General features: G+C 53.2%; 17 protein-coding genes. 4 read left to right on the top strand and 13 right to left on the bottom strand.

The window, feature by feature from the left end; translation table 11 throughout:
- Nucleotides 1–148 precede the first annotated feature (148 nt).
- Nucleotides 149–406, top strand: a complete 258-nt coding sequence (locus NF676_RS00005) for a helix-turn-helix domain-containing protein (protein WP_252886118.1) — start codon at nucleotides 149–151, stop codon at nucleotides 404–406.
- 25 nt (nucleotides 407–431) lie between these two features.
- Here the strand turns inward: NF676_RS00005 and NF676_RS00010 are convergent, their stop codons facing one another.
- From NF676_RS00010 to mobA, 13 genes are all read right to left on the bottom strand, one after another.
- The gene (locus NF676_RS00010) at nucleotides 432–1,544 is read right to left on the bottom strand and encodes an acyltransferase family protein (protein ID WP_252886119.1); all 1,113 of its coding nucleotides are present in this window, start codon (nucleotides 1,542–1,544) and stop codon (nucleotides 432–434) included.
- Between the two features lie 235 nt (nucleotides 1,545–1,779).
- Entirely contained in the window at nucleotides 1,780–3,108 is a 1,329-nt protein-coding gene (gene pilV / locus NF676_RS00015) for a shufflon system plasmid conjugative transfer pilus tip adhesin PilV (protein ID WP_252886120.1), read from the bottom strand.
- Between the two features lie 23 nt (nucleotides 3,109–3,131).
- Nucleotides 3,132–4,073: an ATPase, T2SS/T4P/T4SS family gene (locus tag NF676_RS00020; RefSeq protein ID WP_252886121.1), complete on the bottom strand. Its 942-nt coding sequence runs from the start codon at nucleotides 4,071–4,073 to the stop codon at nucleotides 3,132–3,134.
- Nucleotides 4,070–4,600, bottom strand: a complete 531-nt coding sequence (locus NF676_RS00025; RefSeq protein ID WP_252886122.1) for a type 4 pilus major pilin — start codon at nucleotides 4,598–4,600, stop codon at nucleotides 4,070–4,072. Before NF676_RS00025 ends, NF676_RS00020 begins: the two co-directional genes overlap by 4 nt.
- A 19-nt stretch (nucleotides 4,601–4,619) precedes the next feature.
- The gene (locus tag NF676_RS00030) at nucleotides 4,620–5,711 is read right to left on the bottom strand and encodes a type II secretion system F family protein (protein ID WP_252886123.1); all 1,092 of its coding nucleotides are present in this window, start codon (nucleotides 5,709–5,711) and stop codon (nucleotides 4,620–4,622) included.
- Nucleotides 5,708–7,249, bottom strand: coding sequence for a GspE/PulE family protein (locus NF676_RS00035; RefSeq protein ID WP_252886124.1), 1,542 nt, complete (start codon nucleotides 7,247–7,249; stop codon nucleotides 5,708–5,710). The genes NF676_RS00030 and NF676_RS00035 overlap by 4 nt, the downstream gene beginning before the upstream one ends.
- An 8-nt stretch (nucleotides 7,250–7,257) precedes the next feature.
- A complete protein-coding gene (gene pilP / locus NF676_RS00040) occupies nucleotides 7,258–7,785 on the bottom strand; it encodes a type IV pilus biogenesis protein PilP (RefSeq protein WP_252886125.1) in 528 nt (175 codons plus the stop codon).
- Nucleotides 7,772–9,121 carry a type 4b pilus protein PilO2 gene (gene pilO2, locus NF676_RS00045; protein ID WP_252886126.1) on the bottom strand — a complete coding sequence of 450 codons (1,350 nt, stop codon included), beginning with the start codon at nucleotides 9,119–9,121 and terminating at the stop codon, nucleotides 7,772–7,774. Before pilO2 ends, pilP begins: the two co-directional genes overlap by 14 nt.
- A 3-nt stretch (nucleotides 9,122–9,124) precedes the next feature.
- On the bottom strand, nucleotides 9,125–10,813 hold the full coding sequence (pilN, locus tag NF676_RS00050) for a PilN family type IVB pilus formation outer membrane protein (protein ID WP_252886127.1): 1,689 nt from the start codon (nucleotides 10,811–10,813) through the stop codon (nucleotides 9,125–9,127).
- Nucleotides 10,814–10,824: 11 nt separating this feature from the next.
- Nucleotides 10,825–12,336, bottom strand: a complete 1,512-nt coding sequence (locus NF676_RS00055) for a type IV secretory system conjugative DNA transfer family protein (RefSeq protein ID WP_252886128.1) — start codon at nucleotides 12,334–12,336, stop codon at nucleotides 10,825–10,827.
- Nucleotides 12,337–12,348: 12 nt separating this feature from the next.
- Complete coding sequence (locus NF676_RS00060; protein ID WP_252886129.1) at nucleotides 12,349–12,804, bottom strand: DotD/TraH family lipoprotein; 456 nt, start codon at nucleotides 12,802–12,804, stop codon at nucleotides 12,349–12,351.
- 60 nt (nucleotides 12,805–12,864) lie between these two features.
- Nucleotides 12,865–15,090: a TraI/MobA(P) family conjugative relaxase gene (gene traI / locus NF676_RS00065; protein WP_252886130.1), complete on the bottom strand. Its 2,226-nt coding sequence runs from the start codon at nucleotides 15,088–15,090 to the stop codon at nucleotides 12,865–12,867.
- On the bottom strand, nucleotides 15,087–15,395 hold the full coding sequence (mobA, locus tag NF676_RS00070; RefSeq protein WP_252886131.1) for a plasmid mobilization protein MobA: 309 nt from the start codon (nucleotides 15,393–15,395) through the stop codon (nucleotides 15,087–15,089). The genes traI and mobA overlap by 4 nt, the downstream gene beginning before the upstream one ends.
- Nucleotides 15,396–15,634: 239 nt before the next feature.
- Between mobA and NF676_RS00075 the strand changes: the two genes are divergently transcribed.
- From NF676_RS00075 to NF676_RS00085, 3 genes are read left to right on the top strand one after another with little or no spacing between them, the layout of a single operon-like run.
- The gene (locus NF676_RS00075; RefSeq protein WP_252886132.1) at nucleotides 15,635–16,120 is read left to right on the top strand and encodes a hypothetical protein; all 486 of its coding nucleotides are present in this window, start codon (nucleotides 15,635–15,637) and stop codon (nucleotides 16,118–16,120) included.
- Nucleotides 16,110–16,814, top strand: a complete 705-nt coding sequence (locus NF676_RS00080) for a nucleotide-binding protein (protein ID WP_252886133.1) — start codon at nucleotides 16,110–16,112, stop codon at nucleotides 16,812–16,814. The genes NF676_RS00075 and NF676_RS00080 overlap by 11 nt, the downstream gene beginning before the upstream one ends.
- Nucleotides 16,807–17,454 carry a hypothetical protein gene (locus tag NF676_RS00085; RefSeq protein WP_252886134.1) on the top strand — a complete coding sequence of 216 codons (648 nt, stop codon included), beginning with the start codon at nucleotides 16,807–16,809 and terminating at the stop codon, nucleotides 17,452–17,454. The genes NF676_RS00080 and NF676_RS00085 overlap by 8 nt, the downstream gene beginning before the upstream one ends.
- Nucleotides 17,455–17,601 lie beyond the last annotated feature (147 nt).

Genomic DNA, 17,601 nt, shown 5'->3' on the forward strand with positions numbered 1-17,601 from the left:
ACCACAAAGGTAGTGGCATACGGCCACACCTGTAAACTACGTGAAACACTCCCGTCAGTGCGCTCATGAAAAAACCTGCGGACAATAGTCCGCTGACGACAATAGTCAGCAACCTGACAATCCCGGCCTATTTTCGTGAGCCGGTAAATTGAAAGGTCAACCTGAGATACGCAACCACAATGCCGCGTTCGGAACGGTACTTGCTGAAAAACGCAAGGAGATGGGCTTGTCTCAAGAAAAGTTGGGATTTGAAGCAGAGATGGACCGCTCGTTTATCAGTTTGCTCGAACGCGGTAAGCGATCACCGACCTTAGATACTATTTGCCGGCTATGCGGGGTGCTGAAGGTATCACTCAGTCAATTAGCTGGACTAATAGAAAAGAAGATGGATGCCAGCGAGGATTGAAGAAACATCAACCCTCGCCAGATACTTAATTGACATCAACTACTGCAATTGGCTTTTTTACGTTCGCTTTTGATAACGCAGCGCCAATTTTAATTGACGGACGCTCGATGCATCGATAAGTAACCGCAGACACTAACACTGTCAGAAGTACAGTAAGAGCCATATAGCTTCCTGTCGTCCATCCCTTTATCCATTCAATATCTGAAACTTGCACAATTCTTGAAATCGAATACATAACAACCGGGTGAAGCAGATATATGGAATAGCTCACAGTGCCAAGCCACACAAGAATTGCGGGCCGCATTTTTCCCCAGAGTACAGCACCTGTGAAGACTATAACTCCGACTGCGTATGGACCGCAGAGCTTCCAGTAGGCCGGGTTTATGCTGATCATTTTTATCGCATAGGACACCAGGCATACCCAAGCGACCACATAACCATAAACGATGGTTTTGGCGACCGTAAGATATCTACCTTCATCTACAACTTGGCGGAAAACCGCTCCCCAGAACATTACACCGAGATTAAGCGACATTGTCGCCAGTGAAGGTATCGTAATGGAGGGAACGTGCACTCCAACCACAGCGAGGACAGGAGGTCCGAGATGAGCGACGGTGAATAATAGAGCCATACTGCCCAGTACAAAAACGGATTTCAATCCATTGAGAAGAAACAGCACGACGCAGGCAGCATAAAAGACGAGCTCGGTTTGTAGTGTCCAGTAGAGGCCTTGGATGCTTGGATGGCCAGCGGCTTCCTGCACCATGGTGAAGTTCCAGAGAATGGACGTTGCAGCTAGCGGCTTGTCCCAGATGTACCAGGAAGTTATCAATCCGAGAGGAATGGAAACCCAATACATAGGGTACATTCTGAAAAATCGTTTAATTGTAAAACTGCGAACCGCTGATATCCCGTTGCCATAAAGGCTGGAGGGAATCAGAAAACCGCTTATGGCGAAAAAAATGACAACACCAATTCGGCCAAAATCAAAGAAATCGGCAACACGATAAAGAGCATCCTGCGCTGATGGCTTTGCAATATGGACGAAGATTTCCGAGGTGTGTAACCAAACGACCAAGAGCGCCGCAATGGCTCGCAAACTGTCAATGTGACCAAAGCGTTTTTTATTATCGATCATGAGAGTTAAACCGTTGAGTCGCTAGGGTGTCAAAAAACAAATGAACGGGGTGGTACTGGTAGAGCGCTTCACCAGATGGTGAGAGCTGTCCCCTTGCCGTGTGCTGATCAAGCGCTCTACCAGTGCCACCGGTCGTTTCAAAAGGTTTCGCTTTATGCCGCTGATTGTATAGCAGGAGCACCGTTAACCAATCGGAATTTGGCAGGGTGCCCAAATTGATTGACGACTCCCCACCTCAGATATCCGAATAGCAGGTTGCGGCTACAGAACTGCCAACTGGAGCAGTGAGCTCGATTAGCCACTGATAACGGCCAAATAGGTCAGGACCGCTGATAGGAGTCACCTGGCCCAGGGACATTCGAGCAGGCTCGCCCTGCGCATCACCAAATCGTGTCAAAACACACTCGTTATGCCAGCCCAGATCCATGGAGTACGGTTGCCCCGTCACAAAAGAAGTGATGCCACCACCGAAGGGACTCAAACTCATCACTCGATTTTTGCCAACGGTCTGCCAGTAGCCGGATTGGCAAGACAGCGGCCTTCCATTAGCGTCGCGGCTCACGAGCCCGTTAGGCGAGCATCCGGTCCACAGCGCGGCAACACCGTTCATCTGGAGATACTCTCCGACCTGGGTTCGACCAGCAGACGTCACCTTGCCGGCGAGTACTTCGCCGCCAGTGTAAATGCCCTTGTCAGCGTACGATCTGACCCAGGATGGATCACTCATGTACCAGCCGCCGTTCCATTTCTGGTTGTACAAACCGGTATCGCCCGTTGTGCGAAACCAGCCACCGGTAGTAGTTTCGCCCGCGATCGTTGCGTTTGCGGCAGTGATGTTACCGCTGGCTGTCATCGTATTGGTCGTAACTGCTGTTGCGGCGACAGTCGCGGCGTTGTTGATGTTTTTGCCGTTCATGTCGATCGCGGTGTTCATACGGTTGAGCTCAGGATGCCCTGGCACTGCGTTGCGGTAGAGGTAATCGTTCACTACCGCACCGTCTTTCAGGAACAGCGCCGTGGCGATATGCCCGGCACCCGGAGCGATGGAATACTGTGCCAGGGGCATTTCCCAGCCGCCGTAACTGCCAGTCGCCACAGCAGTGTTCGTTTTCGAGATGAAACCACCCTTTGCGCCCATGTTCTGAGCGATCCGTCGACCATCCAGCTCTGCAATGGCTTGCCCCCCCGTTGTCACAACGAGTGCTTGCAACTGATTAGGCACCGGCTGGATTACCAATACAGAATAATCCTGACCAAAAGAATTTCGGTTGCTGATTCCGGCGTCAAGGTAACCAGTACTCTTTAGCATCGGAACGGTGATCACCGCAGGAGAGCTTGGACCGGCGGTCGTGGCAATCACGGAGTAGTAATCCTTCAAGTATTTGCCGGCGGCGTCAGCCACTAACTCGGCATGATCGGCCACTTGCTTATTTGTGATATTGTCCAAATACTTGTTGTACTGAGCTGTCGCCACACCCGTAGCGATAGAGGCCAGTATCAAGATAAACAACGTCTCAATCAGCGTGAAACCACTTTGTTTATTTAATGTTTGAATCTGCTTCATACTGACCTCCATAACGACGTTTTCTAACTCCAGACATCGGAACTTTGTTGCCGTGCGACATCCTGCATAATTTGCTGAACCTTACCCTGTCGAATTTTTTCCTTGATCCCTAATCCATCTTCGCGAGTCAGAACCAACGGCTGGAACACCATCCTGGTGATCACGCGTCCACCTTGATGAGTTTGATTCAAAGACTGCCAAACAATCATGCTTAAACCAGTTGCGAGTACATCGGCAGCGTTTTCCATCTTTCCGGACGCATAAGTGATAATTCGCTCGACTGCCTGAGCGCAATTACCCGCGTGAATAGTAGCGAGAATCAAGTGGCCGTTTATCGACGCGTTTATGGCTTCGAATGCAGTGTCCTGATCACGGATTTCGCCGATAAAGATCAGATCCGCTCCTGTCCGCATAGAGTGATAAATGTGCTCCGGATAGCCGCCTGTTTTTCTCGATGCATGTACCTGAACACAGCGGCCCTGACCATGAACGCCATTCAAGTTAGCCTCGGGGGGATCCTCGATCGCTATGCAAAGCCCGCCATCAGTGAGTCGATCAACGATAAATGAAGCGGCCGTCGAAGTTTTCCCATTACCCATTTCACCCGCAATAAGCACGAGTCCCCGCAATCTTGGGTTTCTCCAAGTATCCACTACGTAGTCAGCCAAGCTTAAATCATCGATATCACGAATCCGGGCATCTGACTTTCGTATAAAAAAAACGTCCTCCTGTTTGATGTCGACGACTTTCGTAACCCGCAGCAGCGTTTCTCCGCGTGGAATGGAAAATTCTGGTCCGTGCGCCTGAGCTCCTTCTTTGCACAAGTGCCGGAGTTCATCGATCTCTTCCTGCCAATCAACGGGTGCTGGAACACGGGACGCATGCGCCCCGTCCAGGCCCTTCACTTCGCAAAACGTGTCGCCGATATGCAAATCGGCGAACGTTGCTAGGGCGATCAAGCTCACTGACTGACAGTCCACGCGACGGTGTTAGAGTCACTATCACAAGAAGCGGATGCGACGCCAGAGGTCACTTCACCAGTGGTTGCAGTGCCGGAGTTTATTTTCGTTGTATATGCCCTGGTGCGGCCGATAGCGGTAGAGAGAGCGACACAGGACGAAGGTGGAACGGCTCGCGTGGTGAGTGTGAATGCAGGCCCGGTTGAGACAGGACTCACTACACCACCCCAAGCGTTATAAATCACCCCTCCGGTGACAGTAAATGTATCGGGAATACCCTCAGTAACTATCAACTGAGAAGTAAGGTCAGTACCGGCTGGACCGTAGCCTTGACTACCTTTGAGCGCGCGTGTATTGATAATGAGGTTCGTGATGCCAGCCTGTTCACTACTGTTAGTTTGTTTACCGAATAACTTCATGCCAAGTGCTACCGCTCCTACAAGCACCAAAGCGGCAATAATGAAGTAAAACAACATTTCCATGTTGCTCGTACCCGACTGTTTGTGAAGCCGGTTATGATTATTGATTTTCATGTGTTTATCTCCGTTTGACTTAATGAACTTTGGAACTAAGCGACCTGTCGATCGCGTCTTGCATATCGAAAGTACCCAACAGCACTAACGCCATGATTCCCGCTACAAAAGCACCACTGACAACAATCGAAAATGACGCCGACTTCTCAACGCGTGTGATCGATTGCTCCAGCCAGTCCTCTGCGAAGTTCCCGATGGCCTCATCAAAGCCCTGCCGAGAAGCCAAAATCTTCAAATACTGAACAGCGCGTTTATCGGGGAAATTATGGCCAGCTCTATGAAGTGCCACGCCTAAGTTACCGCCTTGTCGTGTACCCATAATTGCGGCGCCGATACGCTCCGCAAGCCAGGGGGGAGCGTCTTTATGAAGAAGCAACAGCGCATCGTGCAGTTGAATGCCAGCTCGGACCATAACCGAGACATTTAGCAGAAACGTCGCACCATGAAGTACCCGATAGGTTGTATAGATCGGCATTCGATCTAAAACGATACGTAGCTCACCTTTCAACTTGGGCAAGCTATAAAATATAGCGACCAAGAGTAAAAGAATCCCAATAACCATATATGCGCCGCCATTTGTGACGGCGCTAGATATCAGGCTTAGCGCATAACCAGCGCCCTCCCACGTATCGGGATTTGAGAGCTTTGAAAGCTTCGGCACCAGTAGTGTCGAAATCACCCACAACAATACACCCGCAAGTGCGTAAGTGAACGAAGGATAAAGGGTCGCTCGCATGACTGCAGACTTGATGCGCTGTTTAAAACCGATAATTTTCGTCGCGTCTTTTAGCGCTTTCACTAATGCACCAGATTGTTCACCAGCTGCAATCAAAGTCACTTCTTGATGCGGAGCCCAGCGTGCCAATGCGTAACTTAATTTATTTCCGTTTGAAGTCGCTTGGTAACATTCTAATGCAATGATCGCTAAAGGCTCATTCGGCTTTTTTCCATCGTCACTGTATGAATTGTAGAGTTCGAGCAGAAGGTCATTCAAAAGCACGTTATTGTCTAATAACAATGCAACCGAGCGGTAGAAGTCAACCCGCATTTCCGCGCTAAAGCGCGCTGCGGTCAGCATTTCGTCTAATGTGGAGATGACTCGTTTTATCATTGTTTTATAGCTCCGCCTAGTGTTACAAAGTCCTCATCAAGAGGACCGACGTCGCCTTCGACCATGTAAGGATCCACAAGACCAGCATTTAATTGCCTGATGGCATGAGCGTTCTTAGTGATACCATTCATGTTTTTCACCCAATGAACTTTGGCCTCGGCTTTGCTTTTAGCGAAAACGCGCATGAAATCCAGATCGGGTGGCAGCACTTCTGCGATTACAGTACGTCCGGACACACCCTTCCCATGGCACTTTTCGCACCCAGGACCGCGTACAAAAACTGTTGCCGGAGTACAAAATGTCTCTACCCTCTGGCACAGATCTTCTTTCAGGGCATGCTTCCCCTCGTAATACTGGATTTTGCAAGCAGGACATAAAACTCGTGTGAGCGATTGATTGATGAAACCCTTTACCAACGAAGGATCTAGAACCAGGGTTGGATCAACACCGAGATCCAGCAAACGCTGGATACTTGATATGGCGTCAGGTGTGTGCAGTGTGGTCCACAAACCGTGGCCAGTCAGCGCGCCTTGAAACGCTGCTTTAGCTGATTCGTAATCGCGCATCTCCCCCACCATCAAAACATCCGGGTCTAGACGAACTGCGTTTTTGATGGAGCTGGGCCAATCGGCTTGGCCGAGTTCTGTCTGATTTGCGCCATCAATGCGATACTCGGGTGGATCTTCAACCGTTAGAAGATGAATCTTTCGTTCGAAGTGCTCGAGCAGTTCTTGCAGGAACACTTGAAGACTCACCGACTTACCAGATCCAGTTACGCCCGAAACAACGATGATCCCTTTTTTGGATTGTATGAAACGTCGGATGATCGCGATTTGCTCTGGCAAATAGCCAAGCTCCTCCATCTTTCGCTGTTGGCCATTGTCGTAAAGCAGCCGAAGAACCATAAGTGGCCCATACATCATTGGCCGGGTAGCAACTCGCGCGCCGAATAGGCCGCACTGACCTACGAATTCTTTTTTAAGCCGGCCATCTTGGCTCAGATGCGGTTTAAAAAACTCCTCCGAAGCTTCGCACATGGATTGATAAATGGTACTGAGGAACAGTCCACCTTCGGTACGGTGCAACTGCCCTGCGTGCTCCAGGTCGCCATGTACTCGATACTTGATCTCAAGTGCAGACTCCTCAAGCATCAAATGCACATCGCTGGCCTCCAACTCCGTTGCCTTGGCTATGGTCTGAATAACCATCCGTTGGAAGTCACTGGTTCCTTGCCCATTAGCCAGTTTATGGCTAGAACTCGATGCATCAGTGCTTGTGCCTTGGTAAAACCGTTCAACTTCCTCAACCCGAACTTTGTGTACGGTGTATTCAACGTCGTTATAGTCGAGTCTCTCCATGTAGCCGAGCACGAACACATTGTTCATATGCGAGCTGGATACATAAAGTTTCAGGTCGGCCGTGAGACAAACCATTTTGCGCAGCTCAGGATCTGCCTCCCACAGTTCGCCCTGAGCGCTCAAAGGTTTGCGCTGGAGTAGCGCGATGGAACCGATACTGACTGCCTGTAGACTTGACATGCTGACTCCTACCGCATCACTGGCGCATTAACTGGCGGGAAGGCGCCTGGCAGAGTCACGGGCTGCTGTTGTTGCTGTAGCACGGGGGCTCCCTGGGTCTGTTGAATGAGCTGTATGGTTTTTCCCTTTGTGTCGATAAGAGAGGCTTTGCCAAAGCCGACCGACGACACTCGATAATTACCCGGCAAGATGTCGCCAGCTCGGGCGTCTACCTTGCTGCCTGTGCTGTAGACAAATGAGCCGAAGAGGTTCAAGTCTCGACCCACTACACCGCGTAGCTCGGGGATCGGGCTCGCGATATCGATCGACGTGGAAGTGATGCTGCCGCCATCGCCGATGGTTCGGCCGTTTTTGTCCGCTTGGGCTTGAGCTTCGTCGCGCTTGGCCTTCAACTCGTAGTACATCTGTTGCGCCTGTAACGCGGACAGATCCCCGAATGTCGGAACGTAGCCAGCGGGCAAGTCCGCTGCGTGGGTCGAACCAACCAGCAGGAGCGGCACGAAGATCGAGGCTGTGAAACGCTTATTTTTTCGCATAGAGCGCACCTTTGATGGTCCAGCTCATTCGAGCGGACTCTTTTACTTCAATGACGATTTCAGTTATGCGGATCCCGCGACTGGACATTCCCTGGATCAGAATTTCCGGAGGAATTTCCGACTCGATCGAGAATGAAAACTCAGTCCAGTCAGGCAAAGGCGGCGGAGGCAAATCGCTTGCAGCCGACCCCGGCAACGCCGCCGGCTGCGGAGGAGCTTTGTAGGGAATTTCGACCAAGGTTGGCTTGATCTTTACCTGCTGGAAGTGACTGGTGAATCCAGCGAGCGTGCTGTCGAGGTCGCCAAGCTCTTCGTCACCAGCAAGGGTCATTGCGAGAGATTGATTGAGCAGTGCTGTATCTCCACCGCTCGTAAAGGCAGGGACCAGCTCAAACCACGCACGCGCAGCTACGATGAACTGGTTCACCGTTGCAGTGCCTGTCCGTTTGTACGAGACCGCGTACTGGTCGTTCGAGCAGGTAGCGGTCCCTGCAGGCCACCCAGAAATCGACAGTGGTTTGGAGTTGGCTACGCTCAAACAGGCGGTTACGAAATCGTGGAGCGATGCTTGTTGGGCCCATTGATGTTTGAGCGCCGGCGCGACTTGTTCCGCGCGGGTCTTAGCGTTGAGTTCTGCCAGGCGCTGCGCCTCAATTCGAGCAGCCTCAAGCGCGGCCGCTTTTTCCTCACGGTCGAGCTTTAGGTGCCACTGCCAACCGCCAATAGCCAATGCTAAAAGCGCTACTCCAGCCACGCCGAGCGCGTACCATTCCTTTTTTGTCAGTCCAAAGGTCAGCGGCTTGAGGGTGTAGGCCTTATTGAGGTTGCTTGGCTTCAGGAGAGTTTCAATGTCGAGGTCTTCCCCGCCAAAGCCCATTTCAGGTGGTGCGTAAACCTCCTTGAACTCGGTTCCTCGACTGAAAAGCTTCTTCAGCAACTTGCTGATGGTGTCGAAGTCGCCAATTTTGTCGGAACCGGGTAGTACCGAGCCGCCGACTACCGCGACGATAGCGTACCGACCGTCAGGCAGCTTGAAAGCGCCGATCCAGGTGTCACCCAACTGTCCGGCCAATGCCGCCGCGAGGCTGTACATCCCTTTGGTCACGCCGTCGGTTTTTACGACGAAGCCAGCTTGTTTGACCTCGACAGTGTCACGGATGGCCACCATCTCCAGGCCATCGCGCTTGCCAATGTCCTTGGCTTCCTTCATGTAGTGACGAGGGCTGTGAAGAGCCTGCCAGAACAGGCCAGACACAAACTTCAAGCCGTTGATGGTGGTCGTCGTTACCGTGGGGCGCCGCGGCTCCACGTCGCGTACTTGACCTATGCCTGCCATGGGTCAGCCCTTCACTTTCACAATTGGAGTGATCATCACTACGATCACATCGCGGGTGGTGGTGCGAGTTGCACCGCCGCCTAACAGGAAGTTCCAGCTTGCGCCGGTGCCGGCCTTCGTTCCTTGCTCCGAGGTTTGATCGAAGCCGGACAGCACGAGAGTTTCACCGGACTGAAGACCCACGGTCTGGTTGAAGATCCGGTTGTCGATCTCGGGCACCTGAATGCGACTTTCGCCGCTGGACTCTGCACGCAGTCGAATGAGCGAGCTGATGTTCATGAAGAATTCGAGATTAATCGTGTTATCGAGTTGAACCTGGGGCAGCAGGCTCATGTTGAAGCCGGACGTTACGGTGCCCGGGGTCAAGGAAGTAGTTGAACCGACTTGCGCCGTACTGGTGGTTTGAACCGAGGCCAGGAACCCTGTCTGACGGGCAACTTGTACAGGCACAGGATGCAGATTCAGCGTAAGCACCGACGGGGAAGTGATCACCGAAACGCGACCCTGTTGGGACAGAGCCTTGATGATTGCGCTGGATCCGGCGAATGAACCATCCAGAATGCCGATCTGGCCGTTGACTGTGTTGCTGAGGGCATCCTGGAAGGTATTCTTCATGCTGAAGTTCCAGTTGCCATTGGCGGCTTTATAGACGAGGTTCCAGTCGATGCCGGCCGAGTCCTGGTCGTTCAGTGTGACGGAGTAAACCTTGATGTTGAGCAAAACTTGCTTCGACAGGTTTGCGTTCTCGGCCGCGACATAGGTTTCGACCTGGTCGAGGACATCCGGTCTGTCGGTAACGGTAATCGTGCCGGTCGAGCGGGAATAGGACATGCGTCCGACACCGCTGAGCATGGTCTTGACGCTGCGCTCAACGTCGTCCGAAATTGACGTCTTCAGGCTCAATGTGGTCGCTTGGCTGCTGCCGGAGTAACCGGAGATGCCCGAGGTGCCCCCAGAACCCGAACCGCTTCCGCTCCCCCCGGTTCCGGCCGACGCGGTCGTACCCGATTGCACAGTCGACTGCATATCAGTGCTCGAGGCGAACACATAAAAATTGTAGGTCCGAGTATCCAGGTAAAAGATCGTGATGCTTCGATCTTTCGGGTTGTACTTCCAGGACAGCCCGAGCTGCGAAGTCGCCGTGTCCAGCAGGCCAGAGAGGGGACCTCTGTAGTTGATCCCATGCAGTTGAGTATCACGAACACTCGAAGCGCCATAGCCGGCGCCCGTACCGCGCGCGACTGCCCCACCGGGAAACAGACCTGACAGGTCGTTTGCTGGCATAGGTGCGGCCGGGGCCGAACCGTTTTGACCTTGAGATTGACGAGCGCCGCCGTCCATGACATCCGACGTCACTCGCACAGGGATCCCGCAGGTTCTCGTCGCGGATCGCGCGAGGGTGGTGATGTCGCTGTCGAGCGTATACGTGATTTCGCAGTCCTTGCTTTCAGGCAGGCCGGCGACTACAGGCAGCGGTTTCAGGTTGATGAGGGGCTCATCCTGGAACGCGTCTTTTGGTGTTACACGCCCTTGCACCTTCGGATCGCGCATCGACGCGACGAGGTTCGATGCTTCCGCTGTTTGCTCGTCAACACGTTCTGCAGTTTGATGCACCCGCATGACTTCGCAGCCAGAGGCCACCGAGAGAGCGAGAATAGCGACAGTCAGCCTGCCTGTTTTTTTGAAGTTCATGCAGACTTCCTCTATTTGGTTTTTTCCGTGATACGGATGTGTTTCTGCAGCCGAGAGCCCTTCGGAACAAGTGGTCGTTCGGCGTTCTGGAAGTACGAGAAGAGCTTGATCACCGCGTCTTCGAACGTGCCATCGATGCTCAAATGCGGCAGTTCGTAATTGAGATCCTCAGGCTCCCACTCCACAGTCCAGCCGGCTTTAGCAGCCCACTGCTCCAATGTCTTGCGCAGTGTCGAGCCGTCCTTTGCCTCCCAAGTCGAAGTGATTGGCTTTATAGGTGCAGGGGGTGCCACGGGTTTCGCTGGAGCGGAGACCGGCGCAGGTGCAGGTGCAGGTGCAGGTGCAGGTGCAGGTGCAGGTGCTGTCGTAACCGGCTTCGGCGGCAAAGGCACGTAACCCGCTTGCAGTTCAGGAATTGCTGCAGTTGCCACTGGTGCAGTTGCTGCGACTGGCTTGCCTGCAGGTGCGGCCGATTGAGTCGCTTCAGCTACTGGCTTCGAGACAGTGACCACCTTGAAGGAGCCTTGTGCGGGTTTTGGTTGCAGCGGCGCGGAAGCAGACGGTGCAGGAACAGCTGTAGATGCAGCACCGCTTTTTTGTGGTTCGTTTGCCACTACGATTTTTGGAGCCGCCGGCGCCGGCGTGCTGACGGCAGCCGTAGTCACAGGCACCGCTTCCGGTGGCGGAGCAGGAACCGGACCGACTTTGATTGTTGGACGCCACTTTGAAGCGTCCACTTGGAATTCTGCTTTACCTACCAGTCGACGCAGTTTGTCGCCCAGGGTCAACTGACCGCCGTCCCCTGTGACAGTCTGCTGAGACTCGCTGACTTGGCTTTGGGTGACCAGTTCCTGCTGAAGCAGGGTCGAGTACAGCACCATGCCTTTGTAATCGCGCGTGAGCCGGTTGAAGTTCGCTTCCAGGATCGCCATCGCCTGGTCAGCGCCTTCCTGCCAGCCTTGTTTCACAGCTTCCTGCCAGACTTTCATCTCGGCCGAGTCAACGGGGCGGGCCTCCATGACAGGCAAATCGACATTTGCCTGCGTTGGAAGGCCGACCAGCAAGTAATCACGCCAAGTGGGAGGAACACTGACGAAGCGTTCCGGGCGTTCTTTCTTGAACACGCGGTTCGCGGTTCGGATCTGATCCGGGGAGAAGGACGCGACGTCACGTGACTCGACAATGACGGGAGGGAGTACCCCGCTCGGACTGATAAGGGACCCGAACTCGTACTGTACGTCGAGCGCGCGCTCGCGCAGGCGGAGCGCTGTTATCAAATCCTGCGCTCGCGCAGCCAGTCCGCCGCGAAAGCCAACGGTACGTCCGCCATCTGCCAGAAGTTGCGCACGCAAGCTGTTAACGCCGGTACTGGCTTGAGATGTCGGATTCATCAGGTCGTCGAGCGAAAGTCCGGTACCGGCACTTTCAAGGCGTGGATCACTCGTCATACTGCCTGCGGCGAAAACGCCGGAGCTGAAGCAAGTGGCTTGGGCGATGAGTACAGCGATTGCGATGCGATTCATCAGGTTCTCCGATTAGGGCGCAGGCCGGCTGTAACGGAGAACGAGACTGGAAGTGCCTCTGTCGATTGATGCGCGGTAGCCAATTTGTGCGCTGATCTGGGTGAGCACCGTATCGAACGGCACTTCCTTCACATCCATATTCAGCGGCAACGGCAATCGCAGGCCCACAGCAGAGAAAGTGAATCCTCTGTCCTGAGCGAGCGTTTGAAGAAGGACGAAAGCGTCCCCTTTCCATGTGAATGACAGGGGTTGCTGCCCGCTGAAGATTCGAGCGGGTGTTGGGGGAACCGGCTTATTGAGCGCGCCCGCCTGGTACAGATCAGCTTGAGCCGCCTGGATTGTCCGGGCTGAATCAAGGATCAAGCGATCGATCTCGGTTTGAACATCGGCAGTGTTCGACTTTGTTGCACAGCCTGTTAAGCCGACTGCCAGGAGAAGAACACTGACGGAGACGCGGCACAAATCCATAATGACCCCCAAATTTTGTATTAAGGGTACTATACGGAATGCGCTCACGCAAACGCAGTTTTAGGCTGGCCGCGTACCTCTGCTGCCACCTTTTCGCTCAGAAGCCTTTATTTCGGCTTCCATAGCCTTGCGAAGCTGTTCAAGGTCAGGATTCTTGAGCGTTACGTTCATTTTGTATCGTGTCATCAATGCAACGGTTGAATGTTTGAATTCCGGCGATCCGGTAAGCTCGAATGTAGAACCGAACTTTTCTGTTGCGTGGCGTAGGGCGGCCAGCACTGCCTGATGATTCCGGGCAGAAACATCGCTCATGTGGATCACCCTGCCAAGGTCAACGAACAACTCGACGCCTTGCTGAGTCTCATAGTGAACACTGCCGCTTCGCCGGACTTTGAACGTCAGTCCTTCTGCTGTCGAAATCGCAACCGGATCGGCAACTGTGTCGTATCGAATGCCGTCCTTCAAATCGTCACCGGCGCTACGCTCCAGGGTGTTGGCCATACGTTTTTCGGAGTATGCCCAACCACGTACCTGACTGATTGCAGCCGGAACACCGGCGGCCGCTTCATTCTCGACCCACTGCCTGAAAGTCAAAGATCGGTTAGCAGGATCTGCACGCAACTCTTCTCGCTCCCGCTGCAGCTGAACCTTCAACCGCTCGCGCTCGCGCAGTGTTTCGAAGGCGATGACGCTGTACATCGCTTTCTTCACGGCGGCAGATCCCTTGGAGTTTTTCACTTGCGCGCGACGATCTCTCGCCTCGTCTGCGATAGCCGCGAACCTGGCTTTCACAGCAGCAGGGTCGAGTCGTCGATATACGAAGCTTTTTTTGTATTTCTGGTATTGCTCACGTAGAGCGCGTCGACCGGTAGCTCGCTCGAGCCGGCGCTCCTCACGCTGTTTTGGATCACGCTTCAAAGGCCGGTGTTTGTCGTAGATCGCCGACGGCACAACATCGATTGAGCGAGGCAGTTCGAACGCACCCAAACGTTTTACGAGGCGGGCTTTGGAGAGCCCCTCGTGTAGATCACTTGCCTTGACAGGCGTGGTCGTGTCGGACGCTAGGTCATAGATCGCAAACCCCTGGCCCTTTTCGCGCAATTCGATGTTGTGCTTCGCCAGTTGGTGATGGATGGCTTGCCAGGTCAGAGTTTCACGCTTGAGCAATGCGGCGATCGCTTTTCTCGGCTCGTTGCGGACATAGGTGAAAAAACTCTCCACACCGTCGAAGCGCTCCATGTCGGACGCTTTGCTCGGACGTTTGCCCTTTGTGTCAGGCGACGAGCTCGTCCAGTCGACGACCTTTTTTCCATTGCGCTCAAAGATTGAGAACACACCTTCAACTTCTTGCCAGCCGTGGGCGATTTCGAGCTCGCGCATGGCGCGATCAAGCTTGTAGTAATCGCGCTCCGGGTATACGGCTTTGAACGTCTCAGGATTCACCCGATTCACGGCGATGTGCACGTGAGCATTATCTGTGTCGCGATGGACAGCGAACACGTACTGGTGATCCTCCATGCCCACAGCTTTGAGCGCGTACCGAGCACACTCAAATGCTTGTGTGTCAGTTGGATTTTCACCCGGCGCCCAGGACACGACGACGTGATAAACCGGATCACCGACGCGGGGATTCTGTGCGGCTACCGCTTCCATTTCGGCGCTGGCAGTGATGAGTGACAAGCAGTTGTGTTCACAGGCCACACCTGACGGCGTCACCAACTGCTGCGGTCCGAGCGTGAGCTCGAGAGAATCTAGTCCTTGTGCGGGGTCAACGTTTCCTGCATCACGTCGATGCCGTCGTTGAGCGGAAGGAGTAGCGCTCGCAATGCTGGCTCGACGGGCTCGGGCTCGCTCTTGAAAGTCTCTATCAGCTTCTGGAGTCTGTCCGAGATAGCGACCTGCTGATCTAAGATTTGCGTAAATGCGGGCAAGACTTCTCTTAAGTTGAGTGACATTCAGTTCACCTTCAGTTGAACCGTCAGAGCCTCTGACAGATTGTTCATGTTCTGCTCCATCGGCGCGAGCAGCCCTTCGAGCACTTCCAAGACGGACTCGGAGGGTTGCTCCATCAAGGTGATCAACTCGTCCAGCTGCGCGCAGATGATCATCTGCTGATGCGAGATTGATTCCAACGTTTTTAAGAATGTCGAGGTGTCTTCTTCGCTCGCTAGTATTGAGCTCATATTCGTAGTTTTCCTGATCTTCGTCACGATTGGTCATGTACTCAACCAGATCCAAAAAGGATGAGTCACCGTCCGCACGTTTTTCTGGGACTTTAGCGATCATGGCTTTTCTTCAATCCGTTTGATCGCCGCCTGGATCTCGACAAGCACGGACGAGTATTCCTTTGACAGAAGTCCCCCTCCCTCCTTGAACAAATGCTTCTGCAACCCCCCCAGCTTGCGAAGCTCATTCACGATGTGCTGATCGGTCTTACTCATGGTTTTTCGGCCGAGCGCAGCGCTGAGCATGAACTGGCCGATGCTCATGGAGCAGTCGTGCGCTTTTGCTCGCACGATTTTTTCTTCTTCCTCAAAGCAGCGCACGGGTGGTAACCGCCCTGTGCGTCGACGCTGCTCACTGTCACTCATATTGCAGTCCTACTAGGTTTTGGGGTCTCGGGGCTTGCCCTGAGCAGGGGAGGTAGGCAGAGCAGAGGGAGTGGAACGACTGGAGCGCCGCCGGTTGTAGGATCGCCATTTTTGGCGGGAGTACAAACCCTACCTTGTCCCAATCTTTAAAAGCTCTACACTCAAACTATATAGCGCACTTGTTGACGCAGCAACGGCAAAAGCTAAAATGCGGAAAAGCATGCAAGCCAGGTGACGAAATGAAGATTACGATCGAAGCGATCGAAAACCTGCAAAAAAGCTTGAAAGACTTACCTCCGGTGGAAAACAAGGAGCGTGAAGTAACCAAGCCGGATGCAGTTAAATTACTGGCTTCCGAGATTGCGGATCTGCAAGAGCGCGGATACACGATTGAAATGATTGCGGAGATACTTACGAAGAATGGCCTCGAGCTGAAAGCGTCAACGCTCAAAAGCTATATCACGCGAGCGAGAGCGTCCGGCGGGAGGAATTCGGGGGCACGGAAAAAGCGTTCCAAAGTAACTCCGCGAAATACAGCACATGAGGACAAAGAAAAGGCATCTGGAAAGCACGAATCTAAGGCACCATCTGGTGCAAAAGTGAACACCGACGGCGGGCAGAATAGTCCTACCGATGCTGGTAGCATAAACACAACCGATGTGAAGACTTCTCCAGTTACACCGAGCGGTCAATTCAGTCCAAGAGGGGACAGTGATGCCATCTAAACAAACACAACCTTACGAATCGATTTATGTAGTCGGTGGGAGCAAAGGCGGCGTCGGCAAAAGCATGCTAGTGATTGCTCTTATCGACACCGCTTTGCATCACGGCAAGAAGATTATCCTGATCGAATCAGACACGTCTAATCCGGATGTTTGGAAGGCGCATAAGGATGAAATCCAAACGCATCTGGTTGATCTGGATGTGGCGAATGGATGGATCGATCTGGTCAACCTTTGTGACCAGAATCGGGATGCTGTGATCATCATCAACACAGCAGCACGAAACAACAAAGGCGTGAGCTCCTATGGCGGCACATTGAACTCGACTATTGAGGAGCTCAACAGGAAGCTTGTAACGTTCTGGGTTATCAATCGTCAGAGAGACAGCTTGGAGCTTCTGAAGGACTATATGGAGGCAATTCCAAACTCGTCAGTAAACGTTGTACGGAACAGCTACTTTGGCGATGAGGGCAAATTCGAGCTCTACAATAGTTCGAATCTGCGAGAGGCGGTTGAAGCTGCTGGAGGCAAATCAATCACCTTTCCTGATCTCGCAGACCGGGTCAGCGATGACCTTTACAGTCGGCGGATGTCGATCAGCACGGCAATGAAGGAATTGCCGATCGGAAACCGCGCGGAGCTGACACGGTGGAGAAACGAATCCAGGGCAATACTCGGAGGCTTCATTGATGGGTGATTTGGAATCAGCCTTCGCCCAGTTGCTCGGTCGGCAACCATCGGAAAAGGAGATCCAAGAACTCTATCGTGCGAAGAATGCGCTCAATATCAGGGACAATGATTCACTGTGGCTGATACTGATGGCGCTCCAGTCCTACGATACTCTTTTCTCCAAGTATCCTGCGATGATATCCACGCACTCCAAACACATCATGGAGGACATCAGGAGAACGGCAGCGGAGGTTTCTGAGGCCGAAAGCCGTAAAGCCCTGGGAACGCTCTCTGAGGCGGTTTCGCACACAAGCCAGGTGGTGGCGGTGAACGCCGTTGCGGCCTCTCGTTACCAGTTCATTGGCATGTGTATGATCGGACTGGTGATGTTCGGGGCGCTGTGTACGTTTGTGGGATTCGTTTTAGGCACGGGCCGGATGCCTTACTGGGCGATCGTTACTGATAGCCAGCATCCGTTCATTATCGTGATCTCTGCGATCGCTAGGACGCCTGCTGGATGGCTAGCGTCCATTGCCGGTTGCATAGCGGTGGCATGCTCCATTTGGAAAGCAAAAAAAGACATCATTGAGCAGAAGCGGTATGGACTTCTGGCGTCTGGGATTTTTCTGCTGACATTGTCGGCGTCGTTGCTTTACCCATTTATCTAAAGGCACCGGGCACTCCCCGGTGGCACCCTCCCCGCTGCGCAGATCCGCGCGGCCGATTTTTCGCCGGGTACCGGGTTTGGATTTTTTTCCGGATTTCCGGGTTTTAATGGTCAGGTCGACATCGAGGACGTGTAAATAGTCAGTACC

Origin of the sequence: Pseudomonas siliginis (genome assembly GCF_024072275.1) — a bacterium.
Taxonomy (GTDB): domain Bacteria; phylum Pseudomonadota; class Gammaproteobacteria; order Pseudomonadales; family Pseudomonadaceae; genus Aquipseudomonas; species Aquipseudomonas siliginis.

Bases quoted from the DNA above. Each gene is read 5' to 3' on its own strand.
- NF676_RS00085 (WP_252886134.1), top strand. From the start codon at position 16,807: ATGGGTGATTTGGAATCAGCCTTCGCCCAGTTGCTCGGTCGGCAACCA.
- pilO2 (WP_252886126.1), bottom strand. From the start codon at position 9,121: ATGGCAGGCATAGGTCAAGTACGCGACGTGGAGCCGCGGCGCCCCACG.
- NF676_RS00055 (WP_252886128.1), bottom strand. From the start codon at position 12,336: ATGAATCGCATCGCAATCGCTGTACTCATCGCCCAAGCCACTTGCTTC.
- NF676_RS00080 (WP_252886133.1), top strand. From the start codon at position 16,110: ATGCCATCTAAACAAACACAACCTTACGAATCGATTTATGTAGTCGGT.
- pilV (WP_252886120.1), bottom strand. From the start codon at position 3,108: ATGAAGCAGATTCAAACATTAAATAAACAAAGTGGTTTCACGCTGATT.
- NF676_RS00075 (WP_252886132.1), top strand. From the start codon at position 15,635: ATGAAGATTACGATCGAAGCGATCGAAAACCTGCAAAAAAGCTTGAAA.
- NF676_RS00030 (WP_252886123.1), bottom strand. From the start codon at position 5,711: ATGATAAAACGAGTCATCTCCACATTAGACGAAATGCTGACCGCAGCG.
- NF676_RS00035 (WP_252886124.1), bottom strand. From the start codon at position 7,249: ATGTCAAGTCTACAGGCAGTCAGTATCGGTTCCATCGCGCTACTCCAG.
- pilN (WP_252886127.1), bottom strand. From the start codon at position 10,813: ATGAACTTCAAAAAAACAGGCAGGCTGACTGTCGCTATTCTCGCTCTC.
- mobA (WP_252886131.1), bottom strand. From the start codon at position 15,395: ATGAGTGACAGTGAGCAGCGTCGACGCACAGGGCGGTTACCACCCGTG.
- pilP (WP_252886125.1), bottom strand. From the start codon at position 7,785: ATGCGAAAAAATAAGCGTTTCACAGCCTCGATCTTCGTGCCGCTCCTG.
- traI (WP_252886130.1), bottom strand. From the start codon at position 15,090: ATGATCGCTAAAGTCCCAGAAAAACGTGCGGACGGTGACTCATCCTTT.
- NF676_RS00025 (WP_252886122.1), bottom strand. From the start codon at position 4,600: ATGAAAATCAATAATCATAACCGGCTTCACAAACAGTCGGGTACGAGC.
- NF676_RS00060 (WP_252886129.1), bottom strand. From the start codon at position 12,804: ATGGATTTGTGCCGCGTCTCCGTCAGTGTTCTTCTCCTGGCAGTCGGC.
- NF676_RS00010 (WP_252886119.1), bottom strand. From the start codon at position 1,544: ATGATCGATAATAAAAAACGCTTTGGTCACATTGACAGTTTGCGAGCC.